General features: G+C 57.8%; 24 protein-coding genes. 4 read left to right on the forward strand and 20 right to left on the reverse strand.

What is annotated here, in order from left to right; all coding sequences use genetic code 11:
• Window positions 1-26 precede the first annotated feature (26 nt).
• Genes Q0903_RS01005 through Q0903_RS01020 form a run of 4 tightly spaced genes read right to left on the reverse strand, consistent with a single transcriptional unit; the run spans window position 27 to window position 4,246 of the window.
• Complete coding sequence (locus Q0903_RS01005) at window positions 27-509, reverse strand: GNAT family N-acetyltransferase (protein WP_299412039.1); 483 nt, start codon at window positions 507-509, stop codon at window positions 27-29.
• On the reverse strand, window positions 503-1,120 hold the full coding sequence (locus tag Q0903_RS01010) for a VOC family protein (RefSeq protein ID WP_299412040.1): 618 nt from the start codon (window positions 1,118-1,120) through the stop codon (window positions 503-505). Before Q0903_RS01010 ends, Q0903_RS01005 begins: the two co-directional genes overlap by 7 nt.
• Window positions 1,117-3,261, reverse strand: a complete 2,145-nt coding sequence (gene scpA, locus Q0903_RS01015; protein ID WP_299412043.1) for a methylmalonyl-CoA mutase — start codon at window positions 3,259-3,261, stop codon at window positions 1,117-1,119. The genes Q0903_RS01010 and scpA overlap by 4 nt, the downstream gene beginning before the upstream one ends.
• On the reverse strand, window positions 3,209-4,246 hold the full coding sequence (locus Q0903_RS01020) for a hypothetical protein (RefSeq protein WP_299412047.1): 1,038 nt from the start codon (window positions 4,244-4,246) through the stop codon (window positions 3,209-3,211). The genes scpA and Q0903_RS01020 overlap by 53 nt, the downstream gene beginning before the upstream one ends.
• Window positions 4,247-4,345: 99 nt before the next feature.
• On the opposite strand from Q0903_RS01020, the gene Q0903_RS01025 reads away from it, so the two are divergent.
• Entirely contained in the window at window positions 4,346-4,798 is a 453-nt protein-coding gene (locus Q0903_RS01025) for a DUF4174 domain-containing protein (RefSeq protein WP_299412050.1), read from the forward strand.
• Between the two features lie 49 nt (window positions 4,799-4,847).
• Here Q0903_RS01025 and Q0903_RS01030 read toward each other — a convergent pair whose 3' ends face one another.
• The 7 genes from Q0903_RS01030 to Q0903_RS01060 all read right to left on the reverse strand — a co-directional run bounded on the left by Q0903_RS01030 (window position 4,848) and on the right by Q0903_RS01060 (window position 10,623).
• Window positions 4,848-6,893, reverse strand: coding sequence for an acetyl/propionyl/methylcrotonyl-CoA carboxylase subunit alpha (locus tag Q0903_RS01030; protein ID WP_299412052.1), 2,046 nt, complete (start codon window positions 6,891-6,893; stop codon window positions 4,848-4,850).
• A gap of 116 nt (window positions 6,894-7,009) precedes the next feature.
• Complete coding sequence (locus tag Q0903_RS01035) at window positions 7,010-7,216, reverse strand: hypothetical protein (protein ID WP_299024216.1); 207 nt, start codon at window positions 7,214-7,216, stop codon at window positions 7,010-7,012.
• Window positions 7,217-7,520: 304 nt separating this feature from the next.
• Window positions 7,521-7,868 carry a hypothetical protein gene (locus tag Q0903_RS01040; RefSeq protein ID WP_299414444.1) on the reverse strand — a complete coding sequence of 116 codons (348 nt, stop codon included), beginning with the start codon at window positions 7,866-7,868 and terminating at the stop codon, window positions 7,521-7,523.
• Between the two features lie 84 nt (window positions 7,869-7,952).
• Window positions 7,953-8,099, reverse strand: a complete 147-nt coding sequence (locus Q0903_RS01045; RefSeq protein ID WP_299024218.1) for a hypothetical protein — start codon at window positions 8,097-8,099, stop codon at window positions 7,953-7,955.
• A gap of 214 nt (window positions 8,100-8,313) precedes the next feature.
• Entirely contained in the window at window positions 8,314-8,691 is a 378-nt protein-coding gene (locus tag Q0903_RS01050) for a DUF6497 family protein (protein WP_299412055.1), read from the reverse strand.
• Window positions 8,688-9,083 (reverse strand): cupin domain-containing protein, encoded by a 396-nt coding sequence (locus tag Q0903_RS01055; RefSeq protein WP_299024222.1) that lies wholly within the window; start codon window positions 9,081-9,083, stop codon window positions 8,688-8,690. Before Q0903_RS01055 ends, Q0903_RS01050 begins: the two co-directional genes overlap by 4 nt.
• 7 nt (window positions 9,084-9,090) lie before the next feature.
• Complete coding sequence (locus Q0903_RS01060) at window positions 9,091-10,623, reverse strand: acyl-CoA carboxylase subunit beta (RefSeq protein ID WP_299412058.1); 1,533 nt, start codon at window positions 10,621-10,623, stop codon at window positions 9,091-9,093.
• A 207-nt stretch (window positions 10,624-10,830) separates the two neighbouring features.
• Between Q0903_RS01060 and Q0903_RS01065 the strand changes: the two genes are divergently transcribed.
• Window positions 10,831-12,063, forward strand: a complete 1,233-nt coding sequence (locus Q0903_RS01065) for a multidrug effflux MFS transporter (protein ID WP_299412061.1) — start codon at window positions 10,831-10,833, stop codon at window positions 12,061-12,063.
• Window positions 12,064-12,131: 68 nt separating this feature from the next.
• Window positions 12,132-13,532 (forward strand): helix-turn-helix transcriptional regulator, encoded by a 1,401-nt coding sequence (locus Q0903_RS01070; RefSeq protein WP_299412063.1) that lies wholly within the window; start codon window positions 12,132-12,134, stop codon window positions 13,530-13,532.
• Here the strand turns inward: Q0903_RS01070 and Q0903_RS01075 are convergent.
• The 8 genes from Q0903_RS01075 to Q0903_RS01110 form a co-directional block, all read right to left on the reverse strand.
• Window positions 13,529-14,239 (reverse strand): thermonuclease family protein, encoded by a 711-nt coding sequence (locus Q0903_RS01075; protein ID WP_299412066.1) that lies wholly within the window; start codon window positions 14,237-14,239, stop codon window positions 13,529-13,531. The two genes, Q0903_RS01070 and Q0903_RS01075, sit on opposite strands and share 4 nt — an antisense overlap.
• A 105-nt stretch (window positions 14,240-14,344) precedes the next feature.
• Window positions 14,345-16,003, reverse strand: a complete 1,659-nt coding sequence (gene betA, locus Q0903_RS01080; RefSeq protein ID WP_299412069.1) for a choline dehydrogenase — start codon at window positions 16,001-16,003, stop codon at window positions 14,345-14,347.
• A 258-nt stretch (window positions 16,004-16,261) separates the two neighbouring features.
• Window positions 16,262-17,713, reverse strand: a complete 1,452-nt coding sequence (betB, locus tag Q0903_RS01085) for a betaine-aldehyde dehydrogenase (RefSeq protein ID WP_299412071.1) — start codon at window positions 17,711-17,713, stop codon at window positions 16,262-16,264.
• Window positions 17,714-17,782: 69 nt separating this feature from the next.
• On the reverse strand, window positions 17,783-18,964 hold the full coding sequence (locus tag Q0903_RS01090) for a BCCT family transporter (protein WP_299024236.1): 1,182 nt from the start codon (window positions 18,962-18,964) through the stop codon (window positions 17,783-17,785).
• 76 nt (window positions 18,965-19,040) lie between these two features.
• Complete coding sequence (betC, locus tag Q0903_RS01095; RefSeq protein WP_299412074.1) at window positions 19,041-20,549, reverse strand: choline-sulfatase; 1,509 nt, start codon at window positions 20,547-20,549, stop codon at window positions 19,041-19,043.
• Window positions 20,546-21,121, reverse strand: a complete 576-nt coding sequence (betI, locus tag Q0903_RS01100) for a transcriptional regulator BetI (protein WP_299412076.1) — start codon at window positions 21,119-21,121, stop codon at window positions 20,546-20,548. The genes betC and betI overlap by 4 nt, the downstream gene beginning before the upstream one ends.
• A gap of 80 nt (window positions 21,122-21,201) precedes the next feature.
• On the reverse strand, window positions 21,202-22,104 hold the full coding sequence (locus Q0903_RS01105) for a DMT family transporter (protein WP_299412079.1): 903 nt from the start codon (window positions 22,102-22,104) through the stop codon (window positions 21,202-21,204).
• A 39-nt stretch (window positions 22,105-22,143) separates the two neighbouring features.
• Window positions 22,144-22,740: a LysE/ArgO family amino acid transporter gene (locus tag Q0903_RS01110; protein WP_299412082.1), complete on the reverse strand. Its 597-nt coding sequence runs from the start codon at window positions 22,738-22,740 to the stop codon at window positions 22,144-22,146.
• Window positions 22,741-23,038: 298 nt separating this feature from the next.
• On the opposite strand from Q0903_RS01110, the gene Q0903_RS01115 reads away from it, so the two are divergent.
• Window positions 23,039-23,287, forward strand: a complete 249-nt coding sequence (locus Q0903_RS01115; RefSeq protein WP_299024247.1) for a hypothetical protein — start codon at window positions 23,039-23,041, stop codon at window positions 23,285-23,287.
• A 131-nt stretch (window positions 23,288-23,418) separates the two neighbouring features.
• On the opposite strand, the gene Q0903_RS01120 is transcribed toward Q0903_RS01115, so the two are convergent.
• Window positions 23,419-24,162: a YebC/PmpR family DNA-binding transcriptional regulator gene (locus Q0903_RS01120; RefSeq protein ID WP_299024249.1), complete on the reverse strand. Its 744-nt coding sequence runs from the start codon at window positions 24,160-24,162 to the stop codon at window positions 23,419-23,421.
• Between the last annotated feature and the right edge of the window lie 138 nt (window positions 24,163-24,300).

Below are 24,300 nucleotides of genomic sequence, written 5' to 3' on the forward strand. Positions count from 1 at the left end.
TATCCTAACGCGGCAGGTAGGGTTTGTCAGGGCTTGGCGGTGGGCCGGTGCATTAAAATCAAATCATGCCAGCGCCCGTTCTTGCGCCCTACCTGTGGCAAACGCCCCGCCATTGCAAACCCCAATCGCGTATGAAACGCAACAGCAGCGGCATTCTCATGCCCGATCCCTGCGATCATTGTACGAATGTTCTGGCTCGCAGCAGTCTCTAGACATGCTGTCATAAGCATGCGCCCCGTACCCTTCCGCGCGGTATCGGTGATACTACTATGTTCGGCCGTGTGAACATATCCATCACCTGCGCGAAATGGTCCCCAAGTGACAAAGCCCCTTACCCCACCGGCATCCTCGGCGACAAGAAAGCGGTCAGCGCGGGCAGCGAGAAGCGCGGACAGGTCTGCGTCACTCTTGAGTGTGCTGGTAAAGGTCGCCACCGTGTCAGAGATCATCCCGTTCCATAGCGTTTTGATCACTTGCAAGTCAGCTCGTTGCGCCGCGCGGATCAGCATAGAACGGCAGTGCCCTCCGGCGTTGTGAAATGCGCGGTCAGCTGGGGGACATCACCAGGCTTGAACTCGACACGCCTGTCCACCAGCAGAGGCGCCAGCAAAGCACCAAGTACCGAGGCTTTGGGGTGCTGCACCGTGAGGGTTGTGATGCGGCAGCCTTTTTGGGCCATACGCGGCGCAGGATGAGCATCCCCGATCCACTGGATAAGTGCAGGCGCGCAATTGTCGTAGGGCAGCACACCGCTGGCCGGAACCGCCATGCGCCAGCGCAAATCACCGCGTTGTAAATCAACAGGTTGCCCGAACCCGTCAGGCAACCCCGCCAGCGTGGCATCCAGATCATCACAGCGGCAAATCCAGTTCGTCAGGCGCGGCACCCCGCTGAAATTATCCAAATCAAACCACCGTGGACGCGTGGGCGCAGGCGCATCAGGATTGATCGCTATTGCCTCGAGGTACATCCCGTCTTCCAAACCCAGCAGCGTATTGTGGGTATGAAACACTGCATGTTCACCCCCCTGCTGCAGCGGGACGCCCAATGCACCTTCCGCATGCGCAGTCGCAGCGGCGAGCGTTTCACCCGCCACCGCTATATGGTCAAATGTAATCATGCGCGCGCGGCACGGATGAGTTTCAGAATATCCTGCGCCGCGTTGGGGATGTTTGTTCCAGGACCAAAGATCGCCTTTACCCCCGCATCATAGAGAAACTGATAATCCTGCTGTGGGATAACACCGCCGCAAATTACCAGAATATCCTCGGCACCCGCCTCTTTCAGCGCCTTGACCAATTGTGGTGCCAGCGTCTTGTGGCCAGCCGCCTGAGAGCTGATGCCGATCACATGCACGTCGTTGTCCACCGCGTCCTGCGCAGCCTCTGCAGGCGTCTGGAAAAGCGGGCCAACATCCACATCAAAACCAATATCAGCAAAGGCTGTCGCAATCACTTTTGCGCCACGGTCGTGACCGTCTTGCCCCATCTTTACAACCAGCATCCGCGGGCGCCGGCCCTCATCTTCGGCAAAGTCCTCAACCGATTTCTGGATCGCGGCAAAGCCTTCGTCGCCCTCATAAGCAGCACCGTAAACCCCTGCGAGGGTCTTTACCTCTGCGCGGTGACGTCCGAACTCTTCTTCCATGGCCATGCTGATTTCTCCTACGGTGGCACGGGCGCGGGCGGCCTCTACGGCAGCTTCCAACAGGTTTCCGCCCTCACGGGCGCGGCGCGACATCTCGGTCAGTGCGGCGTTGCACGCCACCTCGTCACGTGTGGCACGAATGGTCTTGAGGCGGGCGATCTGGCTGTCGCGCACGGCGACGTTGTCCACATCCATAATGTCGATGGCATCTTCCTTGTCGCGGCGATACTTATTCACCCCCACGATCACGTCTGTGCCACGATCGATCCCCGCCTGACGCTGCGCTGCGGCCTCTTCAATCCGCAGCTTGGGCATACCGCTGGCCACAGCCTTGGTCATGCCGCCCATTTCCTCGACTTCCTCAATCAGCTTCCACGCAGCCTCTGCCATGTCGTGGGTCAGCTTTTCAACGTAATAGGACCCCGCGAGCGGATCGACCACATTCGTCACACCCGTCTCTTCTTGCAGGATCAGCTGGGTGTTACGCGCGATGCGGGATGAGTTTTCGGTGGGCAGGGCAATCGCCTCGTCCAGCGCGTTGGTGTGCAGCGATTGGGTGCCGCCCAGAACCGCCGACATCGCCTCATAGGCCGTGCGGATCACGTTGTTATAGGGGTCTTGCTCTTGCAGGCTCACGCCACTGGTCTGGCAATGGGTGCGCAACATACTCGATTTCGGGTTCTTCGGCTCAAACTCGGCCATGATGCGGCTCCACAACAAACGTGCTGCACGCAGTTTTGCGGCCTCCATGAAAAAATTCATACCGATACAGAAGAAAAAGCTCAGACGCGGCGCGAATTTATCCACGTCCATGCCGGCGGCAATCGCTGTGCGCACATATTCACGGCCATCGGCGAGAGTGAAGGCTAGCTCTTGTACAAGGTTCGCACCTGCTTCTTGCATGTGATAGCCCGAGATCGAAATGGAGTTAAACTTCGGCATCTCGTTGGCGGTGTATTCAATGATATCCGCGATGATCTTCATCGAAGGCTCAGGCGGGTAGATATAGGTGTTGCGCACCATGAACTCTTTCAGGATGTCGTTCTGGATGGTTCCAGACAGCACGGCGCGACTGTGCCCTTGCTCCTCCCCCGCGACGATGAAGTTGGCGAGGATCGGGATCACCGCGCCATTCATCGTCATCGAGACGGAAACTTTGTCGAGCGGGATACCATCAAAGAGGATTTTCATATCCTCGACGCTGTCGATCGCAACGCCCGCTTTGCCCACATCACCCTCGACGCGCGGGTGATCGCTATCATAGCCGCGGTGGGTTGCCAGATCAAAGGCGACCGAAACACCCTGCTGCCCCGCTGCCAATGCGCGGCGATAAAATGCGTTGCTTTCCTCGGCTGTGGAGAAACCCGCATATTGGCGGATCGTCCACGGACGGCCCGCATACATCGTCGCTTTGACACCGCGGGTATACGGCCCCTCGCCGGGTATGCCGCCCAGATGGTCCACGCCATCCAGATCTTCGGCCGTGTAGAGGGGAGCGACATCGATCCCCTCAAGTGTTTTCCATGTCAGATCATCCAGCGGGCGGCCCCGCAGCTCACCCTCAGCCAGTTTGCGCCAATCGTCCTTGGATGCGGGGGTTGGTTTGTTGGTCATGGGACTGTCCTTTTGTTAACGCTCCTGCTGGCAGGCTGAAGCCTGCTCTTTTGCGGGAGGGATCCTCTGTCAGTGTCGCAAGCCCATCCGCACCAGCGGTGAGCCACATCAAATCGTCGGCATAGTCTTCGCGTAGACTGGCCGCTTGCGCGGGCGTGAAGGGGTTCCACCGCCCCTCGCCCTGTGCCAAATGGTCGGGCAGATCGTCGGACGACATACCGTTTTCCGCCAGCCTGTCGCGCAACATACCCACATCGGGTGAGCGGTTGAGCCAGCATTCCGCCTGATAATGCGGGGCCGGACGGCCGGTGGCTTGGGCCATAACCTTATCCACCTGCCCTGCAAACTGTTCAAACGGCAATATCTTTATCTGTGCGTTGGGCAAGGCACAGGCCAGATCGGTGATTACATCACGCCACGTGCGCGGGCTGCTGGCCAGTGCCGCAATACGGGCCGCATTGGGCAAGGCATGCCCGCGCCCTACCCCGTATGCGGAGACGGAAGACCACCACAAATCCTGTGCGCGGATCGACATCACTACACGTGTGATACCCCCCTCGAACGCCGCATCAAGGCGGGCCATACGCTCGCCCATCGCGGGGTAAAGAGATGCGGCACGCAGGCACGCACGCGGCGCGCCGATCATATTTTCCTCGGTCACAAGAAGCCGCTCGGCCCCTGCCCGTCTGGCTTGGGCCACATGCATCCGCAGCCGCCCCATCGCGCGGCGTTGCAAGTTGCGCCCGTTGAGCATACGCGGCGGCGCAAACAATCCGTCAAACAACCCATTGCGCAGCATATGCGGCTCCCAAAGAGCTGTGCCGTCATCCACAAGGCGCGCGCGGTTGCCCCGTGCATAGTGCTGAAAACTGGTAGAGCCTGTCCGATGGGCCCCCACGTGCAGAATGATATCCATAAGCCGAGCAATGCCTTTTCGCAAAGAGGCCGCCGCCGGCAGCCCTGTGAGAGAAACTGCGGCATTCATGCGGCAAAACCTCTTGCAGCGGACTTAATGGTAAAAATGGCGCGATCCACCTTCGCAATCGCGGATATCCCCCCTATATATGAGGCAGAGGGAGAGCATATGAAATCTTTGTTAGGTGCTGTTATTATTGCGGTTTCCGCCAGTAGCGGACAGGCACAAACCCTGTTTTCACCCGACCTTCCAGTAATGGTAAGGCAGGCCAGTGAAACGGATTTGAGTGAATTTAAATGGAAAAAACGCCCCGTCATCGTCTTTGCCGATTCCGAGGATGATCCTGCGTTTATCGAACAGATAGAACTGCTTGCACGAGGTGCCGAGGGCCTCAGCACGCGCGATGTAGTGGTGATCGTCGATACCGACCCCGACGGGCGCAGCGACATCAGGTTGCGGATGCGGCCCCGTGGGTTCATGCTGACACTGGTGGGAAAGGACGGCGCGGTAAAGCTGCGCAAGCCCTTCCCGTGGAGCGTGCGCGAAATCACCCGCAGCATCGACAAGATGCCGATGCGGCAGCGCGAAATCCGCGATGCGAAAGAAGCGCCCGAAGGGTAGATACCGTGGGCGATACCGCCCACGGAAAAAGTTATGTCAGGTGTGAGGGTCACTCGAATTCCATGATGACATCATCAACGGCGAGGCTGTCTCCAGCATCTGCGTTGATCTGTGTCACAACACCCTTACGCTCGGCGCGCAGGATGTTCTCCATTTTCATGGCCTCGATTGTACATAGGGCCTGACCCTCCTGCACTTCGTCGCCCACGGCCACATCCAGTTTCACCACCAGACCCGGCATCGGGCACAGCAGCAGCTTGGACGTGTCTGGTGGCACCTTCACAGGCATCTTGCGCGCCATTTCCGCCTGTAGCGGCGTGCGCACATGCACCTTCAGATCGGCACCACGGGTACGGATACGGAAACCGCCCGAGATTTTCCCGACCTTCAGGATCAACGGCGCGTCAGAGACGGTCATGGTCGCAAGGTGATCACCCGGTGTCCAATCGCCCGACACGCGCAGGGTGTCGCCGCCTTCAAACGTCACCGAAGCACCCGCCTGATCCGCCGCTATCGTCACATCAAAGCTGTGGTCTTGCACGGTCACATTCCAATGCGTACCCACTTTACGTTCGTGATTATCCATCCGACCTGAGACACGCGCACGGCGAATTTCGGCCACACGGTGCATTGCTGCTGTCGCAGCTGCAATACGGCGCAATTCGCTTTCGGGCAGCTCAACCCCTTCAAAACCATCGGGATACTGCTCTTCAATAAAGGCTGTCGTCATCTCGCCCGCAACAAAGATCGAGTGATCCATAACAGCACTCAGGAACGGCAGGTTATGACCAATGCCTTCAACCTCGAAGCTGTCCAAAGCCACGCGCATCCGCTCAATCGCTTCGCCGCGTGTTGGGGCCCATGTACACAGTTTCGCAATCATCGGATCGTAATACATGCTGATCTCGCCGCCTTCATAGACGCCGGTATCATTGCGCACAGCAGTCTCGCCTGCGGGGGCATCATCCTGCCATTTGCCATTGTCCAGCAGCGGACCCGCCGCAATTTCGGATGGCGGACGGTACCGCGTCAGACGGCCGATCGAAGGTAGAAAGCCGCGATAAGGGTCTTCTGCATACAAACGGTTCTCGATGGCCCAACCATTGATCTGTACATCTTCCTGCTTGATGCTCAGCGGCTCACCATTGGCGACACGGATCATCTGCTCGACCAGATCAACACCCGTGATCAGCTCGGTTACAGGGTGTTCCACCTGAAGGCGCGTGTTCATCTCAAGGAAGTAAAAGTTTTTGTCGCCGTCCACAATGAACTCGACCGTACCTGCGCTGGTGTATCCCACAGCCTGCGCCAGTGCGACTGACTGTTCACCCATCGCTTTACGCGTGGCTTCGTCCAGAAACGGGCTGGGCGCTTCTTCGACAACTTTCTGGTTACGGCGCTGGATCGAACATTCCCGCTCGTTCAGGTAAATTCCGTTGCCATGTGCATCACAGAGCACCTGAATTTCGATGTGGCGCGGCTGGGTCACGAATTTCTCGATGAAAATACGGTCGTCGCCAAACGAATTGGCTGCCTCGTTCTTGGAGCTTTGGAAACCCTCGCGCGCTTCTTCATCGTTCCACGCGATACGCATGCCCTTACCGCCGCCGCCGGCAGAGGCTTTGAGCATGACCGGATAGCCAACCTCATTCGAAATCTTCACCGCCTCATCCGCATCGGCGATCAGGCCCATATAGCCCGGCACTGTGCTAACGCCCGCCTCTTTGGCGATCTTCTTGGAGGTGATTTTATCCCCCATCTTTTCAATCGCACCAACAGGGGGGCCGACAAACGCCACGCCGGCAGCATCTAGCGCCTCGGCGAATTTGGAGTTCTCGGACAAAAAGCCATAACCCGGATGCACCGCTTGCGCGCCAGAGGCTTTGACCGCCTCCATCACCTTGTCGATCACGATGTAGGACTGGTTCGCTGGAGGCGGGCCAATGTGGATCGCCTCATCTGCCATTTGCACATGCAGCGCCTGCTTGTCTGCGTCAGAATAGATCGCAACAGTAGATATGCCCATTTTGCGCGCGGTCTTGATGACACGGCAGGCAATCTCGCCCCTGTTGGCGATCAGGATCTTGTTAAACATGTGCTAGGCCCTTTTGTATTGTGAAAGAGTGGTGTGGAACGCAAAACACCCCGCTGGCGATGCGGCCAGCGGGGGATTGCATTGAAACAGCGGGTGCAACGCACCCGAAGCGAATATTAGTTACAGTCGACCAGTTTGCTCTGACAGGCGAGCACTGTGGCACCCGCGCCGATGGCCGCCGATTGCAGGACGGCGCCGCTGGTGACAACAGCCGCCCCTGCCCCGACAGCCGCGCCAACGGCCGCTTGCTCGGGGATTGTATCGCCACAGGCGGCAATGCTGCCGACAACGGCGATTGTGAGAATAATCTTGAATGGCCCCATGCCCGTTTTCCTTTTTGATTTTGGTCCGGTGCACAGACGCGACATGGACAAGCGTGGTCCCGTCTCATCGCAGGCACCGCACAGCGCTCAAAAAGGACGGGCAGCGCGGCGGAGGGACTTGCCTGCTGCCCGTCAAAGGAAGGGGTGTGGTTTTGAGACGAGATACGCGCAAGCTCATGAACCCAGCGCACCGTCATGTTTACCGTGGCAGTGAAAGACGCCGCCGCAAAGCACCGCTTTGCACACAGGCCGATATCGGCCAAGGTTCGCTGAATTTGGGGCAAGCTGCGCAACATCATGCCGATCACTCGCCTATAATGTCAGGAAATGCAGCACGGGCCGCGCGGAGATCAATAACCAGCATCGCCTCATAGTCGGCAGGGTCAAACGGATCGGTCGCAGGGATCACCTCACGGCCAAAGAACCAGGACAGGCGCCCCGCATCCAGATTGCCCCGCTCGAACGGTTCTGTGCCGAAATTTTCCCATAAAGCTTTGAAAAATGCCTCATCCGCACGGCGGTCCGGCGCACGGCGGTCCGAGCGGCGTTCGCGCGCAGCCAACGGCGTAGCCCCTTTGGGGTTGGCGCGGCGTAGGGTAAATTGGAAATCGGTTCCGGGCAGTCGGCCGGGGAACCCGCGATGTTTCAGCATATAGGCTAGTGCCATGCAGCGCCCTCCGCGGTTAAGGGCTTAGGTTGGGTCAGGGCGGGCGCGGACGCCCACCCTGTATGTGAATTACTTGTACTTGCCTGTGTAAACGGGCTCTTGGCTGATCGGCTCTGGATCAACCACGACAAATTCTTCGACCTGCTGCTCGCGCGCACAGGCAGCAACGGCGACCAAAAGGCCGAATGTTGCCAAAAGTTTGATGCTCTTCGACATCTGTATCTCCTGTCACTTGTTGTACGGGACGGTTTTGTGAAACCTGCCATTTTTCCCGCAATAGATGCAGGCAGCACGGATGTGCCGCCCATGGGCATCTTACCCAAGCTCGGGCGATGTGGATATGTGGATAAATCTGTGGACAAATTCTGTGACGCATTAGCCGCAAAAAGTTGTTCACATGAGGGGTGAGCCGCAAGATATTGTGTATGCATCAAAATTCATCCCACATACAGATACCGTTTTCAGGACGAAACGACTCGAAATACTGCACCGCATCAGGGTCAGGCTGACCAAATTCAGTAATCCGATCCATAAAAGAGATCACAATCTTGTCCCCCTGCAGCGCATATTCCGCCATGTAAGGCAGCGCCAGTGCCTCGCAAAGATGCGCCATATCCTGCCCCGCGACCTCGTAGGGCACCTGCGCGGCCCCCGCCGCAATCTGTGGTGTCAAAAACCGAAAGCGCAGATAGGTAGTCGTCTCTTGCGCATCGACCAATACCTCGTGCAACGTGACGTCTTGGCCCGAGGGGACCTCAGCCGCGGCCAATGGCATCGCAAACAGTGCAAGGGAAGTAGCCAGCCTCATGGCGCTTCGGCCGGTTGGGTATCGAACGCAGCGGGCGAGACGATTTCAACCAGCTCCATATCGTCGGAATGGCGCACTTCGCGGTGACGGATGCCCGAAGGCTGGAGAACGCAAGAGCCTGCGCGCAGAACATGCTCACCCTCCCCCTCATACTCGAACACCACCCAGCCTTGGGTCACATAGACCATCTGGAAATCCAGATCATGGGTGTGCCACGTGCCGGGGCTTTCCATTCCTGGTACGGCGCGGATGACATGCGCACCGAATTTACCAGCTGTCGCCTCCGAGACGCCAAGCTGGCGATACTCGAAGAACGGACGCAGGCCAGCGCCTTCAAACACGCCGCTATCGGCGTGGCTGATGGTAAACCCTGATGTGGACCAAACGCTCATTCCGCACCTACAGGGGAATGTTGTCGTGCTTCTTCCACGGCTTGTGGGTCTTTTTATTCCGCAGGCTGGCAAAAGCGCGGGCGATGCGTTTGCGGGTGCTGCGCGGCTGGATTACCTCGTCGATGAACCCCCGCTCGGCTGCAACAAAGGGGTTCGCAAACCGCTCTTCATAGTTGGCAGCATGCTGGGCGATCTTTTCGGGATCGTTCAGATCGGCACGGTGAATGATCTCGGTCGCACCTTTCGCGCCCATGACCGCAATTTCGGACGTGGGCCATGCATAGTTAAAATCGGCCTTGAGGTGCTTGGACGCCATAACAACATACGCACCGCCGTAGGCCTTGCGCGTAATCACGGTGACCATAGGTACAGTCGCCTCGCCATATGCATAAAGCAGCTTGGCCCCGTGTTTGATTACGCCGCCATATTCCTGTGACACACCTGGCAAAAAGCCCGGCACGTCAACCAGGGTAAGGATCGGAATTTCAAACGCATCGCAAAAGCGGACAAAACGCGCAGCCTTGCGGGCGCTGTCGATGTCCAGAACGCCCGCAAGAACCATCGGCTGGTTCGCAACCACGCCCACGGTCCGGCCTTCTATGCGGATAAAACCGGTGATGATGTTCTTGGCAAACTCTTCCTGAATCTCGTAAAAATCGCCCTCATCCGCCAGCTTGAGGATCAGTTCCTTCATGTCGTAAGGGGTATTGGCGTTTTCCGGCACCAAAGTATCAAGCGATGACTCGATGCGGTCCGGCTCGTCAAAGAACGGGCGCACCGGTGGTTTTTCGCGGTTGTTAGCTGGCAGGAAATCGACCAGACGGCGGACCTCGGCCAGCGCCTCCACATCGTTTTCGAACGCTGCATCCGCGACGGAGGATTTGCGTGTGTGGGTGGTGGCACCGCCCAATTCTTCGGCAGTGACCTGTTCATTCGTGACCGTCTTGACCACGTCAGGGCCAGTCACAAACATGTAAGAGCTGTCTTTGACCATAAAGATGAAATCGGTCATCGCAGGAGAGTACACAGCACCACCGGCACATGGCCCCATGATGACACTGATCTGTGGCACGACACCTGATGCCTCGATGTTGCGCTGGAACACATCGCCGTAACCAGCAAGGCTGTCGACACCTTCCTGAATACGTGCGCCGCCAGAATCGTTGATGCCGATAATCGGCGCGCCGTTTTGCACAGCCATATCCATGATCTTGCAAATCTTCTTGGCGTGTGTGGCTGAAACGGAGCCACCCAGTACGGTAAAGTCCTGTGCAAAAACATAGACGAGACGCCCGTTAATCGTACCCCAGCCCGTGACAACGCCGTCACCCGCCGGTTTTTGATTTTCCATCCCGAAATCGGTGCAACGGTGCGTGACGAACATATCAAACTCTTCAAAAGAGCCTTCATCGAGCAGCAAGTGCACACGCTCACGCGCGGTGAGTTTGCCGCGCCCGTGCTGCGCATCAATACGTTTTTGCCCGCCACCAAGACGCGCATCATCGCGTCGGTCGTCAAGCTGTTGCAAGATATCTTTCATGGACGGATCCTCCCATCGGATTGCTTGCCGACCTACCTAGCGGAGTGGGGAGCCGAGACAAAGGATGATTTAGCAAATTTGCAAATAATTTTCAGCACGTCATTTGCAAATTGCGAATTAGCTAATCCGCCCCTGCGAAGCCGCTGAATGGGACAGCCTTGCTGACAAAACTGGACAAGCGCTTCAGGGCAGACTACCTGTTTCATAATGCAAGGTATACGAGAAGATCTGCGTCCTGTTCAGTTGGGCGACCGAAGATCGCCGCCCCATATCGTGACACTGATCCTGCTGGCTGGCATGTCCGCCTGCGCGATGAACATGTTCCTGCCCAGCCTGCCCGCCATGGCCGCCCACTTTGAAGCCGATTATGCGGTGATGCAGCTGTCGGTTGCAGTTTATTTAGGGTTTTCAGGCGTTTTGCAGGTTTTTATCGGCCCGCTGTCAGACAAATACGGCCGCCGCCCTATCACGCTTTGGGGTTTGTTCATTTTTATGATTGCCACTGTGGGTTGCATATTTGCCCCCACCGTCGAGGTGTTTTTAACCTTCCGCATGATGCAAGCCGCAATCGCTACGTCGATGGTGCTCAGCCGTGCGGCGGTGCGCGATATGTACAGCCAGGATCAGGCGGCCTCTATGATCGGTTATGTTACCATGGGCATGGCCGTGGTGCCGATGATCAGCCCCGCGTTCGGCGGCGTGCTGGACGAATGGTTCGGCTGGCAGGCGGTTTTTTGGGCGCTGCTGGTCATGAGCGGTCTGGTCTGGCTGCTCGCCCTTACTGACATGGGCGAAACGGCACGACGGTCTGACAAATCGCTCACTGCGCAATTTGGCGAATATCCCGAGCTGCTGCGCAGCCCACGCTTTTGGGGATATGCCGCTGCATCAGGCTTCAGTTCAGGTGCGTTTTTCGCCTACCTCGGCGGCGCGCCATTCGTGGGCCAGGAGGTTTTCGGCATGTCACCTGCTACGCTGGGATTTTTCTTTGGCGCACCAGCAGTGGGCTATTTCCTCGGCAATTTCATCACGGGCCGCTATGCCACGCGCTATGGCGTGAACCAAATGATCTTGTGGGGCTGTATCGCAAATGTGACGGGCGGGACGATCTCGGTTGCGATTTTCCTTGCAGGCTATGGCAGCCCGCTCAGCTTTTTCGGCATGATGACATTGGTTGGGCTAGGTAATGGCCTGTGTATTCCGAATGCCACCGCGGGGATGCTCTCGGTACGGCCCCATCTGGCGGGAACGGCATCTGGTCTTGGCGGGGCGATTATGATTGGCGGCGGTGCCGGACTTAGTGCATGGATCGGGATGCTGCTGACACCCGAAACAGGGGCATACCCGCTGCTATGGATGATGCTTATCACCGCAATCTTCGGTCTTTTCGCAATTCTGCTGGTCATGCGCCGCGAACGGGTGCTGGCCCGCCGCGCGTAAGCGCCCTTGTGAGCCACGCTTTGCAAAGTTAACATTGCACTTAGCGAAGTTTGCAAAGGACATTCTCAATGGCTACCCAGAAACTCTATGCAGGGGCAAAACTGCGCGAGCAGCGGTTGCGCATTGGCCATACCCAAAAGGACTTTGCGGCAAGATTAGGTGTTTCCCTGCCCTATCTGAACCAAATGGAAAACAACAACCGCCCTGTCTCTACAACGGTTGTTCTTGCACTGGCGTCCGAATTCGGGATGGACGTGACAGAACTCAGCTCGGGCGACAGCGAGCGGCTGGCGAGTGACATGCAAGAGATCCTCGCCGATCCGGTCTTTGCCGGTGATATACCCCCCATAGCTGACGTAAGGCTCACGGCGTCTAATGCGCCCGTTCTGGCCCGTGCCTTCATTGCGCTGCATCAGAGCTACCGTCAGGCGCAGGAGCGGCTTGCATCACTGGATGAAGCATTGGGCCGCGAAGATGCGCGCGCCACCCCCAGCCCTTGGGAAGAGGTCCGCGATTTCTTTCACTACTGCGACAACTATATCGACGCAGTTGACCGCGCCGCTGAACATTTCGCCAGCCGTGCAAGCGCACCCCAGCAGATACGTAGCCTTGCCATTGATGCGCTGGCCAATGCAGGCATCAACGTTGAATTTACTGATATGGACGCCCTTCGGTTGCTAGAGAGCGATCCTGCTGTCCTGCATATCTCGTCGCGCGCCCAACCCGAAACACAAACATTCCAGCTGTTGTTGCAAGTCGCGCTGCGCCAGCAAAACTCCTTGCTCGAAGCCACACTGGATTTGGCCCGCTTCAGCTCCGAAGCGGCCCGCGATATCGCCAAAATCGGCCTTGCGAACTATTTTGCAGGGGCGGCGCTGCTGCCCTACGGCGCGTTTCAGGCGCGCGCGCAGGCTTGCCGCCACGATCTTGAAGTTCTCGCCCAGCATTTTGGCGCGTCGATCGAGCAGGTCACGCACCGCCTTTCCACCCTTCAGCGTCCGGGTGCCAAAGGCTTGCCATTTTTCTTTGTAAGGGTCGATCAGGCCGGAACGATCACCAAACGTCACTCTGCCACTCGGCTGCAGTTTGCCCGTTTCGGCGGAGCTTGTCCGCTTTGGAACGTGCACCGCGCGTTCGAGACACCAGGCCAGTTCCTGCGCCAACTGGCCGAGACACCGGACGGCGTGCGCTACATCTCGATTGCCCGCGACATATCCAAATCAGCAGGCCGCTTTGGCGCACCAACCCGCCGTTTTGCCATCGCACTGGGTTGCGAAGTGCGCCATGCATCGCAACTGGTCTATGCCGACGGTCTCGACCTGAGCCGCGACAGCGCATTTGAACCTATCGGGATTTCATGCCGGATCTGCGCGCGCAAAAATTGCCATCAGCGGGCGGTTCCCCCACTGGAACGGAACCTCGTCGTCGACCCCGACCGCCGTGATATTCTGCCCTACCGCGTCGATTAACGCTTGGACGCACGCCAGCCCGCCGCCCGAGCGGCCGCAGCCGAACAAAACCACCGCTCGCCCCGCGCCTCGTTAATGCCCGTTCCTTCATAGAACCGCTGACCCGGTTGATGGAAAATCCGCTCTCCCTTGGTGCTGATATTCCCTTTGATCCTGCATTCGTAATCGGGGGGAATACGCCCCTTGCCACGGGTTCTGCGGTGCTGCTCTGGCGATTGCAGGCGCACGGCATGCAGTCCGCGATCCACCTTTGCGGCAGCGCGCTCAATCGCGGCATAGTCACGCCCGTATTTCACATAAGCAAACGCCAGCCCTTCGCGAACCAACCACGCGCCAACATCCTCGCCCAAGGCGGTACAGCGTGCAACCGTACGGCCGTATCTGTCCAGCTCAATCGCTGTGCAATTGGCGGTCTGACCGCTGTAGCGGTCGGTCACAACTTTGGTAATCCACCCACCACAGGCCCATTGCGTGCCCTGCTCTGTCTCACACATCTGATCATTCTCGGGCGCATCGATGGCATGCAACCGTATCTTTGTACCTGCCACTTCAAATGAGTCCCCGTCAATCACGCGGATCGGCCCATTGATCTGATCTTCGCTCAGATTGGCGCGCAAGACGCCGCCCGACAGGCCCAGCGCGACAAGGCCCACAAAGAGGACCAACCCGCCTTGCCAGCGGCGGAAATATGATCGGGATGCAGCCATTACAGCCGCTTGTGCGAGGATTTCATCCCCGCAATATATCCCTGAAGATCCGAAAGGTTAACAAAAAGTTAACGCAGGTCGATTTTGACCCTCAGCCGTTAACCTTTACCGCTGTAGCGTCTCCCATTCCGGATGCACCCAAGGCACATCATTTGATGCCGCCATTGGGTCTTTACCCAACACATGATCCGCCATCTTCTCACCCACCATAATCGAGGGACCATTCAGGTTGCCGTTGGTGATCCGCGGAAAAACCGAACTGTCGGCAACGCGCAGCCCCTCAACCCCGATCACACGGCCATGGGCATCTACGACAGCGTCCGGGTCATCCGCACGACCCATTTTGCAAGTCCCGCACGGGTGATAGGCGCTCTCGGCATGCTCGGTCACAAAAGCGTCAATCTCGGCATCGGTCTGCACGTCGGCGCCGGGCTGAATCTCGTGTTTGACGAAAGGTTTGAACGCGTCCTGCGCAAAAATCTCACGCGTCAAACGGATGCAACGCCGCCAATCCTCCCAATCCTCGGGATGAGACATATAGTTAAAATTAATCTTCGGATTGTCCGCAGGATCAGCGGACCTAAGCGAAACACGACCCCGCGATTTCGAGCGCATCGGCCCCACATGCGCCTGAAACCCGTGTCCCTCTGCCGCGACCTTACCGTCATACCGCACGGCGATGGGCAGGAAATGATACTGGATATCAGGATAGGGAATGCCTGCACGGCTGCGGATGAACGCAGCACTCTCAAACTGGTTGGAGGCCCCCATACCTTTTTTGGTGAATAACCACTGCGCGCCGATCACCGCTTTCGAGATCAGGTTCCAGTGCTTGTACAGCGTGATCGGCTGGCTCGCCGCCATCTGCATGTAAACCTCAAGATGGTCCTGAAGATTACCTCCCACACCTGCGCGGTCCGCGATCACGTCAATGCCATGCTCTGCCAGATGCGCCGCAGGCCCGATCCCCGACAACATCAAAAGCTTGGGCGAATTGATGGACGACGCCGCAAGGATCACTTCGCGCCGCGCGCGGATCACTTCGGTCTTGCCGCCACGGACCACTTCGACCCCGACCGCACGCCCGCCTTCTATCACAACCCGCTGTGCCAGTGCGCGGGTCAGCTCTACATTGGCGCGCTTCAGCGCAGGACGCAGATATGCATTGGCCGCCGACCAACGCCGCCCGCGCCAGACCGTCTGCTCCATCGGTCCAAAGCCTTCCTGCTTTTCGCCGTTATAGTCATCAGTCGCCTCATAGCCCGCCTGCTTGCCCGCCTCGACAAAGGCTTTGAACAGAGGGTTCTCGCGGGGGCCACGGCTCACATGCAGCGGGCCATCCTTGCCGCGCCAATAACTATCGCCCCCGTGCCCGCCACTGTGCCATGTCTCCATCCGGCGGAAATAAGGCAACACATCCGCATAGCCCCAGCCCTCAGCGCCCTGATCGCGCCAATGGTCATAATCCATCGCATGGCCACGCACATAAACCATCCCGTTAATCGAGGATGACCCGCCAATCACCTTGCCGCGCGGGCAAACCAATGCCCGCCCACCCAGATTTGGCTCAGGCTCTGACAGATAGCCCCAATCGTACCGCTTCATATTCATCGGATAGCTGAGCGCCGCAGGCATCTGGATAAACGGCCCCGCATCCGTACCGCCATGCTCGATCACCAGCACCGAGGCCCCCGCCTCACCCAGACGGTAAGCCATCGCGCATCCGGCGCTCCCTGCGCCCACAATTACAAAATCAGCTTCCATTCATCTCTCTTTCGCCTCGTGATTCCATGACGGGTCAAGGAGGCCAAAGGCCCGCGCCTGCGCGCTTGTCCTTGAGGCGTCAGGGAATCGCATCCAACCTCGTCGAGGTGACTTGAGGATCAATCCGATCCCTCAAGCACCTCTCAGCCAACTGGACCACCACAGCCCAACCAAAACCCACTCAACGCTTTGCGAGAACGCCAGCCACCCGCTTCAAAAATGAAACGCGCGGCACGCGCACCGCCAGATCAGGCCCCGTTAGAACGGAGCCTCCAGATCGCCCATGCGCACATAGACCGATTTAACCTGACTGTAGTGTTCAATCGCGGCCTTTGAGTTTTCGCGGCCCACGCCCGATGCTTTGACCCCGCCAAACGGGGCCTCTACTGGCGCATCATTGTAGGTGTTGATGTAGCAGGTCCCCGCCTCAAAGGCGGCGGCCACACGGTGGGCGCGGGTCAGATCGCGGGTAAATACCCCTGCTGCCAGACCGAATTCAGTATCATTGGCGCGCGCCAGGACGTCCGCCTCACCCTCGAAATCCAGCACCGCCATGACAGGGCCAAAAATCTCTTCCTGCGCGATCACCATATCATCGGTCACATCGGCAAAAACGGTGGGCTGCATGTAATACCCCGCACCCTCAATCGCCTTACCACCATAAACTATGCGCGCCCCTTCGGCCTCGCCTTTAGCGATATAGTCCAGCGCGATGTCCAACTGGCGCTTTGACACCATCGGCCCAAAGCTCGTGGCAGGATCCATCGGATCACCGATCACGGCTGTCTCCAGCCGCTCGGCCAGACGTTTCAGAAAGGCCTCCTTGATGGCTTTATGCACAAACACCCGCGTCCCGTTCGAGCAGACCTGACCCGAACTATAAAAATTGCCCAGAATGGCGCCTGATACGGCGTTCTCAATGTCCGCATCCTCGAATACGATCATGGGGGATTTACCGCCCAATTCCATCGTGACGTGCTTCATGCCCTCTGCTGCAGCCGCATAAACCTTGCGGCCCGTAGGCACCGACCCCGTGAGCGAGACCTTATCGACACGGCTGTCTGTCACAAGTGCGGCCCCGACATCGCCCAACCCCTGAACGACATTATACAGACCCGCCGGCAAACCAGCTTCATGCAGAATTTCCGCCACTTTCAACGCGCAGAGCGGTGTTGTCTCTGACGGTTTGAAGATCACCGAATTGCCGCAAGCCAGCGCAGGCGCACCTTTCCAGCAAGCGATCTGGGTGGGATAGTTCCATGCGCCAATACCCACACACACGCCCAGCGCCTCACGGCGGGTATAGACCCAATCCTCGCCCAGCTGGATATGCTCGCCCGTCAGGGTCGCAGCCATACCGCCAAAATACTCCAGCGCATCCGCACCCGAAGTCGCATCGGCGACCGAGGTTTCCTGATAGGGCTTGCCCGTATCATATGTCTCCAGAATGCTCAGATCATGGTTGCGCGCGCGCATGATATCGGCAGCACGGCGCAGGATGCGGCCCCGCTCTGTCCCGCTCAACGCGGCCCATGCGGTTTGTGCCTCTTTCGCGGCTGTAATTGCATGCTCGATAATCGCAGGGGTGGCTGCGTGAACTGTCGCAATCACCTCGCCTGTGGCGGGGTAAATCACTTCGATTTGCGCGCCTGCTGTATCTTCAACGTATTTGCCATTGATGAAATGGCTCGCGGTGGGTTGGGTTTGCATAACTCTCTCTTTTATCAGATGCGGCCCCGCACAGCGTTCCGCGCGGGGCCTTTTGATTTTGTAATCGTATCAGTTCAACGGTGCCGCCTGCCCGTCCAGATCGCCCAGCGTGTGGCGCTTGCGGAAGAACATGTAGGCAAGTGCGGCCAGATAGATCCCGATCACCACGGTTCCGACCCACTGGATCTGCAACCACTGGCTCTGGAACAGCAGCGTCAACACGAACAAACCGATCGCATTGGCCAGCACATAAGACACGGTGCCGAAACGCTCGGCCGTTAGGTTCAGGTTGTCGGTGTACAGACGGATCAGGCTATCAAACGAGTTGATCACAAACACGATGCCCACAACTGTCATCGCCCAGTTCGGCAGACCTGCCGTGCCAATGCCATTGAGGTGGTAAAAGTACAAAACCGAAAACCACAGCGCCAAAGGAATGGACGGGAACACAAGCAGCGCCGCCAGCAACTGATAGGTTTTCAGACCGCCTACAAAGCGCGACACAAACTGCCCGATCATGATCGACCACGCAAACCACCAGAAAAGGTAGAATTCGTGGTAGTCTGTCAACGGAATGATAAACTTGTGAATATTGGCGAAATAGCCGCCGATATCGCTGCCTGTGCTGGCCAGATCACCCACGCTCATCCCTGCATTCAGGAACATGTAAACGATCAAGCCAAAGAACAGCACGGTCGAGCTTACCGAGAGGACCTTCACGAATTTGATGTCCGTCGAGCTGAAGGCAGCGACAAGGATCACAAGGAAACAGATCAGGTAGAACACTGGCAGGATCGTCTCACCGTCGCCCACTTCGGCGATGTAATAAGGCATGTAGATCAGGAACAGCGCGCCTGTGAACGCACAGGTCGTGATGATCACGATGTTGTTGAGGATCTTCACCGCCGGGATGTCAAAAAACCTGACCCGCGGCTCAATCGCGCAGAAATAGAATGTAGTGAGGAAGTAGAAGGCCCAGATCAAAAAGCCCCAAAACCCGAACTCAAGCGCCAGTGGATTGGTAAAGCCATAGGCAGGCTCGGCTGCTACATCGGCATAAAGCGGATAGTCGAACGCCAGTGGGAACATGATAAGCCCCACATCAAGGCCTGATGTGAACAGGATCGCAATGAACACAAAAAGCGGCTGCGGGTTGGTCCCCGTTAGCGTCAGGTTCCACCATTTTATGGTGCAGAAGATCACCAGCGCAAAGGCAAGGATCACTCCAAAGGAGATGATTGAGGTTAACATAGATTTCGTCCCTATCGGTTATTTCGGATGCCATTTATCGCCGCCGCCCTGCATCCTTCGGGTCAGCGGTCGTCGTTCACTCCCCGCGGGGGAAGCGCTTGTTTTCTTCCAGCACGTTCAGGTCCATGTGGTTGCGCATATAGGCCTCGGAGGCATCGCGCAGCGGCTGGTAGTCCCACGGATAATACCCGCCCGATCGCAGCGCCTCATAGACCACCCAGCGGCGCGCTTGGGATTTGCGCACATCCGCGTCATAGGCTGCCAGATCCCAACGCGCCTCGGATTTGGCGCGTAACTGGTCCAGCGTACCCTGATGGGCTGGCACCTCGGCGAGGTTGGTCAATTCATGCGGATCAGCGTCCAGATCGAACAGCTGGTCGGGGTCCAGCGCGCATCGGTTATACTTCCATTTGCCATACCGCAGCGAGACCATCGGCGCATATGACGCCTCTGCAGCATATTCCATCGCCACAGGCTCGGTCCGCTCTACGCCCTGCCCCATCGGCAAAAGGCTTTGGCCAGTTGTCCATTCCATCACCTCATCCATGCTGACGCCTGCCAGATCACATAGCGTCGGGCAAACGTCGATGTTACTGACAGGAGTATCAAGCAGTCCCGCCTCCATCTGAGGGGCCGCGATCATCATCGGCACGCGGGCGGCGCCTTCGAAAAAGCTCATCTTGAACCACAATCCGCGCTCGCCCAGCATATCACCGTGATCGGACACAAAGACGATGATCGCTTCTTGGCGCGTGTCCTCAAGGGTCTGCAAAATCTCGCCAATCTTGTCGTCGAGATAACTGATGTTGGCAAAATAGGCGCGGCGGGAGCGTTTGATGTCCTCTTCGCTGATCTCGAAATTGCCGCGATCATTGGCATCAAGAATACGCTGTGAATGGCTGTCGTGGTCGTCATATGGCATCATGGGAACGTCGGGCAGCAAATGTGCGCAGTCCTCATACAAATCCCAGTATTTCTTGCGCGCCACATATGGGTCATGCGGGTGGGTAAAGCTGGCAGTCAGGCACCATGGGCGCCCGTCCAGACCGCGCGACAACTCGTATATCTTGCGCGTGGCCTCATAGGCGACAGCGTCATCGTATTCCATCTGGTTGCTGATCTCGGCCACACCTGCGCCTGTGACGGACCCCATGTTGTGATACCACCAGTCAATCCGCTCTCCCGGCTTGCGGTAATCAGGGGTCCAGCCGAAATCGGCGGGGTAGATATCGGTGGTCAGGCGGTCCTCGAAACCGTGCAACTGGTCAGGCCCGACAAAGTGCATTTTGCCCGCCAGACAGGTGTAATACCCGGCACGGCGCAGATGATGCGCATAGGTCGGGATGGAAGAGGCGAACTCGGCCGCGTTGTCATAAACCCCTGTGGCCGAGGGCAGCTGGCCGGACATAAACGCCGCCCGCCCCGGCGCACACAGCGGCGAGGCCGTATACGCGTTTTTGAAACGCGTTGAGCGTGCCGCCAGTTTTTTGAGATTAGGCGCATGCAGCCAGTCAGCAGGGCCGTCTGGGAAGAGCGTTCCGTTTAATTGGTCCACCATCAGGATCAGGATGTTCGGCTGGGTCATTTCGTGTCTTTCAGAAGATGGGAGAGTGTATTCAGGGCCGCCGCTGCCGCGTCATCGCCCGACCCCGCATCGGACAAGGCCGCACGCAAATACAGCCCGTCAATCAGGGCCGCCAATATGTCTGCGTGGGCCTGCGGCGTGGCACTCAACGGGCGCAAGGCATGCGTCAGGTTTGAGCGTAAGCGCGACTGGTACAATGCCAGAAGACGCTTTGTTTCGGGCTGGTTGTAGGCCGCAGCATAGAGCGTCATCCATGCAGCAACCGTATCAGGCGCGAAGCAGGTTTGATCGAAACTGGCTGTGATAATCGCCTCTACACGCGCGCGCGGCGAAGGGGCTGCACGCAGGTGCGCACGCACCACACCCCCATATTCAGTCAGGATATGGCGCATCGCCGCAATAAAAATCTGGTTCTTGCCACCAAAGTAGTGATGCGCCAACGCCGTAGACATACCAGCAGTCTTCGCAATCTGGCCCACGGTTACGTCTAGCGATTGCGCACGCCCGATCTCGTGGATCGTGGCTTGCACAAGGGACGCACGCCGCAAGGGCTCCATCCCTAATTTGGGCATGAGAATCTGATCGGTTTGCACATGGCACGTAGGGTGGCGGTTTTAGATTGATCCGTCAATCAATAATAAAACCTGCCGTTTCAGCCCTTGGTCGCAGGTGCATCGGGCGTCACGCTGCGCTTTAACATCGCCTCACGCCATGTGATGAACGTGACCGATCCAAGGATGACGATGCCTCCGAGAACCACCCAGATATCAACAGGTTCCGCAAACCAGATAACCCCCAACAGCGTCGCCCATATCAGCTGGAGGAATGTGACGGGCTGCGTCACCGTCACGGGTGCTGCGGCAAAAGCCAGCGTCATCGTGTAGTGCCCCGACGTGGCAAACACCGCAACGCCCGCGAGAAACATCAGCTCGCGCGGGGTGGGCGTGATCCAGTCGGCGGCGGCAAAGGGCGCGAGGCCAATGGTCACAAAAATCGACAGCATCGCCACAACGATACCGGGCTTCACCTCGTCGGCCATGACTTTGGCCACCAGATAACTGCCCGCAAATACAACTGCTGCCAGCAGCATGGCCAGATGGCCCTCGCTCACTTCACGGAAACCGGGGCGTAGGATGATCGCGGCGCCAACAAGTCCCAGCACGACAGCGACAATCCGGCGCGCCGCCAGCCGCTCTCCCAGAAAGAACGCAGCGCCAATGGTGACATAGATCGGCGCCAGATAGCCCATTGCCGTGACCTCAGCGATGGGGATGCGCACCATGGCATAGAACCACAAGATGACGCCACCTGCGTGGCAAAACCCGCGCAACGAAAACAACCCCCACTGCCGAGGTGTCAAATGCGCGGCAAAAATCGCCTTGAGAGAGGGTAGCAAAAATACCAAGCCCATCGCATAGCGGATAAACGCCGCCTCCCCTGGCGGGAGGCGCGGCCCCATCGTTTTCACAAGGGCGGTAACCATAATAAAACAAAAGCCCGTTACGAGCATCCAAAAGATGCCGACCAGCGGGCGGGAAGGGCTTTGCGTTGTCATAATTTACCTTGGCTACATTCAAACAGGGGGCGCAAGGGGTTACACGAACAAGAGTTTTGCCGCGATTGCCCACATCGTCACGGCAATCAGTGCATCTAGCACCCGCCAACTCAGAGGTTGTGCAAACACGGGCTGTACCAAGCGCGCGCCGTAGCCCAGCACAAAAAAGAATGTGATACTGGCCAGCACGGCGCCCGCGCCAAATGCCAGCCTGTCATCATATTGGGCCGAGATCGAACCGATGAGTACAAGCGTATCAAGGTACACATGCGGGTTCAGAAACGTCAGCGCCAGCAGCGTCAGCAGTGTTTTGCGCAGCGATGATGCCCCCGTGCCTTCAGCCATCAGCATACTGCCACCGCGCCAAGCACTGAGCGCGTTTTGCCAACCATAAACGATCAGAAAAGCTGAACCGCCGTACCGCATTGCCGTCTCGAACCACGGCACAGCTTTGGCCAAAGCACCAAAACCCGCGACCCCCGCCGCAATCAACACCGCGTCAGAGATACCGCAGGTCAGGCACACCCAGAAAACATGCTCGCGCCGCAAACCCTGCCGCAGGACAAAAGCATTTTGCGCCCCAATGGCGAGTATCAATGACAGGCTCAGAATAAATCCCGGTATAAATGACGACATTCCGCTCCTGCCCCGCACTCAACATATTTTGGGCCTGCTATGGCCACTTGGTTACGTGATGTCGAGGACATGCGCCCATTTTCACACCTTAATCACAGCAACGCGTTTTGCCCGTTACCAGTGTCTTTGCTATATTCTGGGTCTCATAGAGCGGTTGATAAGTTAACTTTTATCAATCACTTGCAATCACGAGCCCGTGAAATGGCATTATTTCGCCAGATCACAGTAATCTGAACCGCCCGCCCTAGCGTATACTACCCAGAGTACCTATCTGCCTCATATGATGAAGGAACAGCAGATGAACCAAAATACCAAGAAGCTGGAAATCAGCACAGCCGAGCTGGAAATTATCGCACGCGCGCTTGAAACCCAGACCAAGATCCTGACCATGCAGGCCAGCGCAGGAGGTCACGGTGCCCTCGCGCGGCTCAACGAGGTCAAGCGCCTGCTTGCCACAGTGTCCAGCCAGCGTGAAGCACCCCGCCCGAAGCGCGCCGCCAATACGGGATTTTGGGGTATGCTGCGCGCGATGGGGCAAGCGATTTAAGCAGTCGACCGCCCGCTATGTTACGCAAACCGTCCTTCGGGGCGGTTTTTTATTGGCCAAACCGGAAAACAAAAAAGCCGCCACCGCAGAACCTGCGATGACGGCCGGAATCAGCCAAACACTATCAGTGATTATTCCAACGCTTCCATGACTTCGTCGGACGCCTCGAAGTTGGCAGTGACGCGCTGCACATCATCATCATCTTCCAGCGCATCAATCAGCTTCATCAGCTTTTGCATGCCTTCAAGGTCCATCTCTGTGGTGGTGGTCGGACGCCAAACCAGCTTGGTGCTATCGCTCTCGCCCAGTTCTGCCTCCAACGCCGTCGAGACCTCGTTCAGGTCGGTATCTGCGCAATAGATCACATGGCCGTCTTCGGTGCTTTCCACATCCTCGGCGCCCGCCTCAATCGCTGCCATCATGACCGTGTCGGCATCGCCAACCGTTGGCGGGTACGTCACCTCGCCTTTCCGGTCGAACATAAAGCCTACGCTGCCCGTCTCGCCCAGATTGCCACCGTATTTGGTGAAGGTTGAGCGGACGGTTGAGGCCGTGCGGTTGCGGTTGTCAGTCATCGTCTCGACGATCACAGCCACACCATTGGTCCCATAGCCTTCATAGCGGATTTCTTCGTAATCCTCTGCATCGCCCCCTGTCGCCTTTTTGATCGCGCGGTCAATGTTATCCTTGGGCATCGAGGCCTGCTTGGCCTCTTTTACCGCCAGACGCAGGCGCGGGTTTTTGTCTGGGTCAGGGTCGCCCATCTTTGCGGCGACTGTGATTTCTTTCGAAAACTTCGAGAACATTTTGGAACGCAGCTTGTCCTGACGTCCCTTGCGGTGCTGAATATTTGCCCATTTGGAATGGCCTGCCATGGATCTTCTCCGTCTAAGGAATACTGTGTCAGCCGCGCTTATAAGGCAGGCGCGCCACGATGGGCAAGGCTCACATCAGGCCGAATGCATCAGGGCTTCGCGTCCCGCTCCGCGCGCGCAACGCCCCGATCGCGGCAA

It is taken from the genome of uncultured Sulfitobacter sp. (assembly GCF_947502895.1).
GTDB lineage: Bacteria > Pseudomonadota > Alphaproteobacteria > Rhodobacterales > Rhodobacteraceae > Sulfitobacter.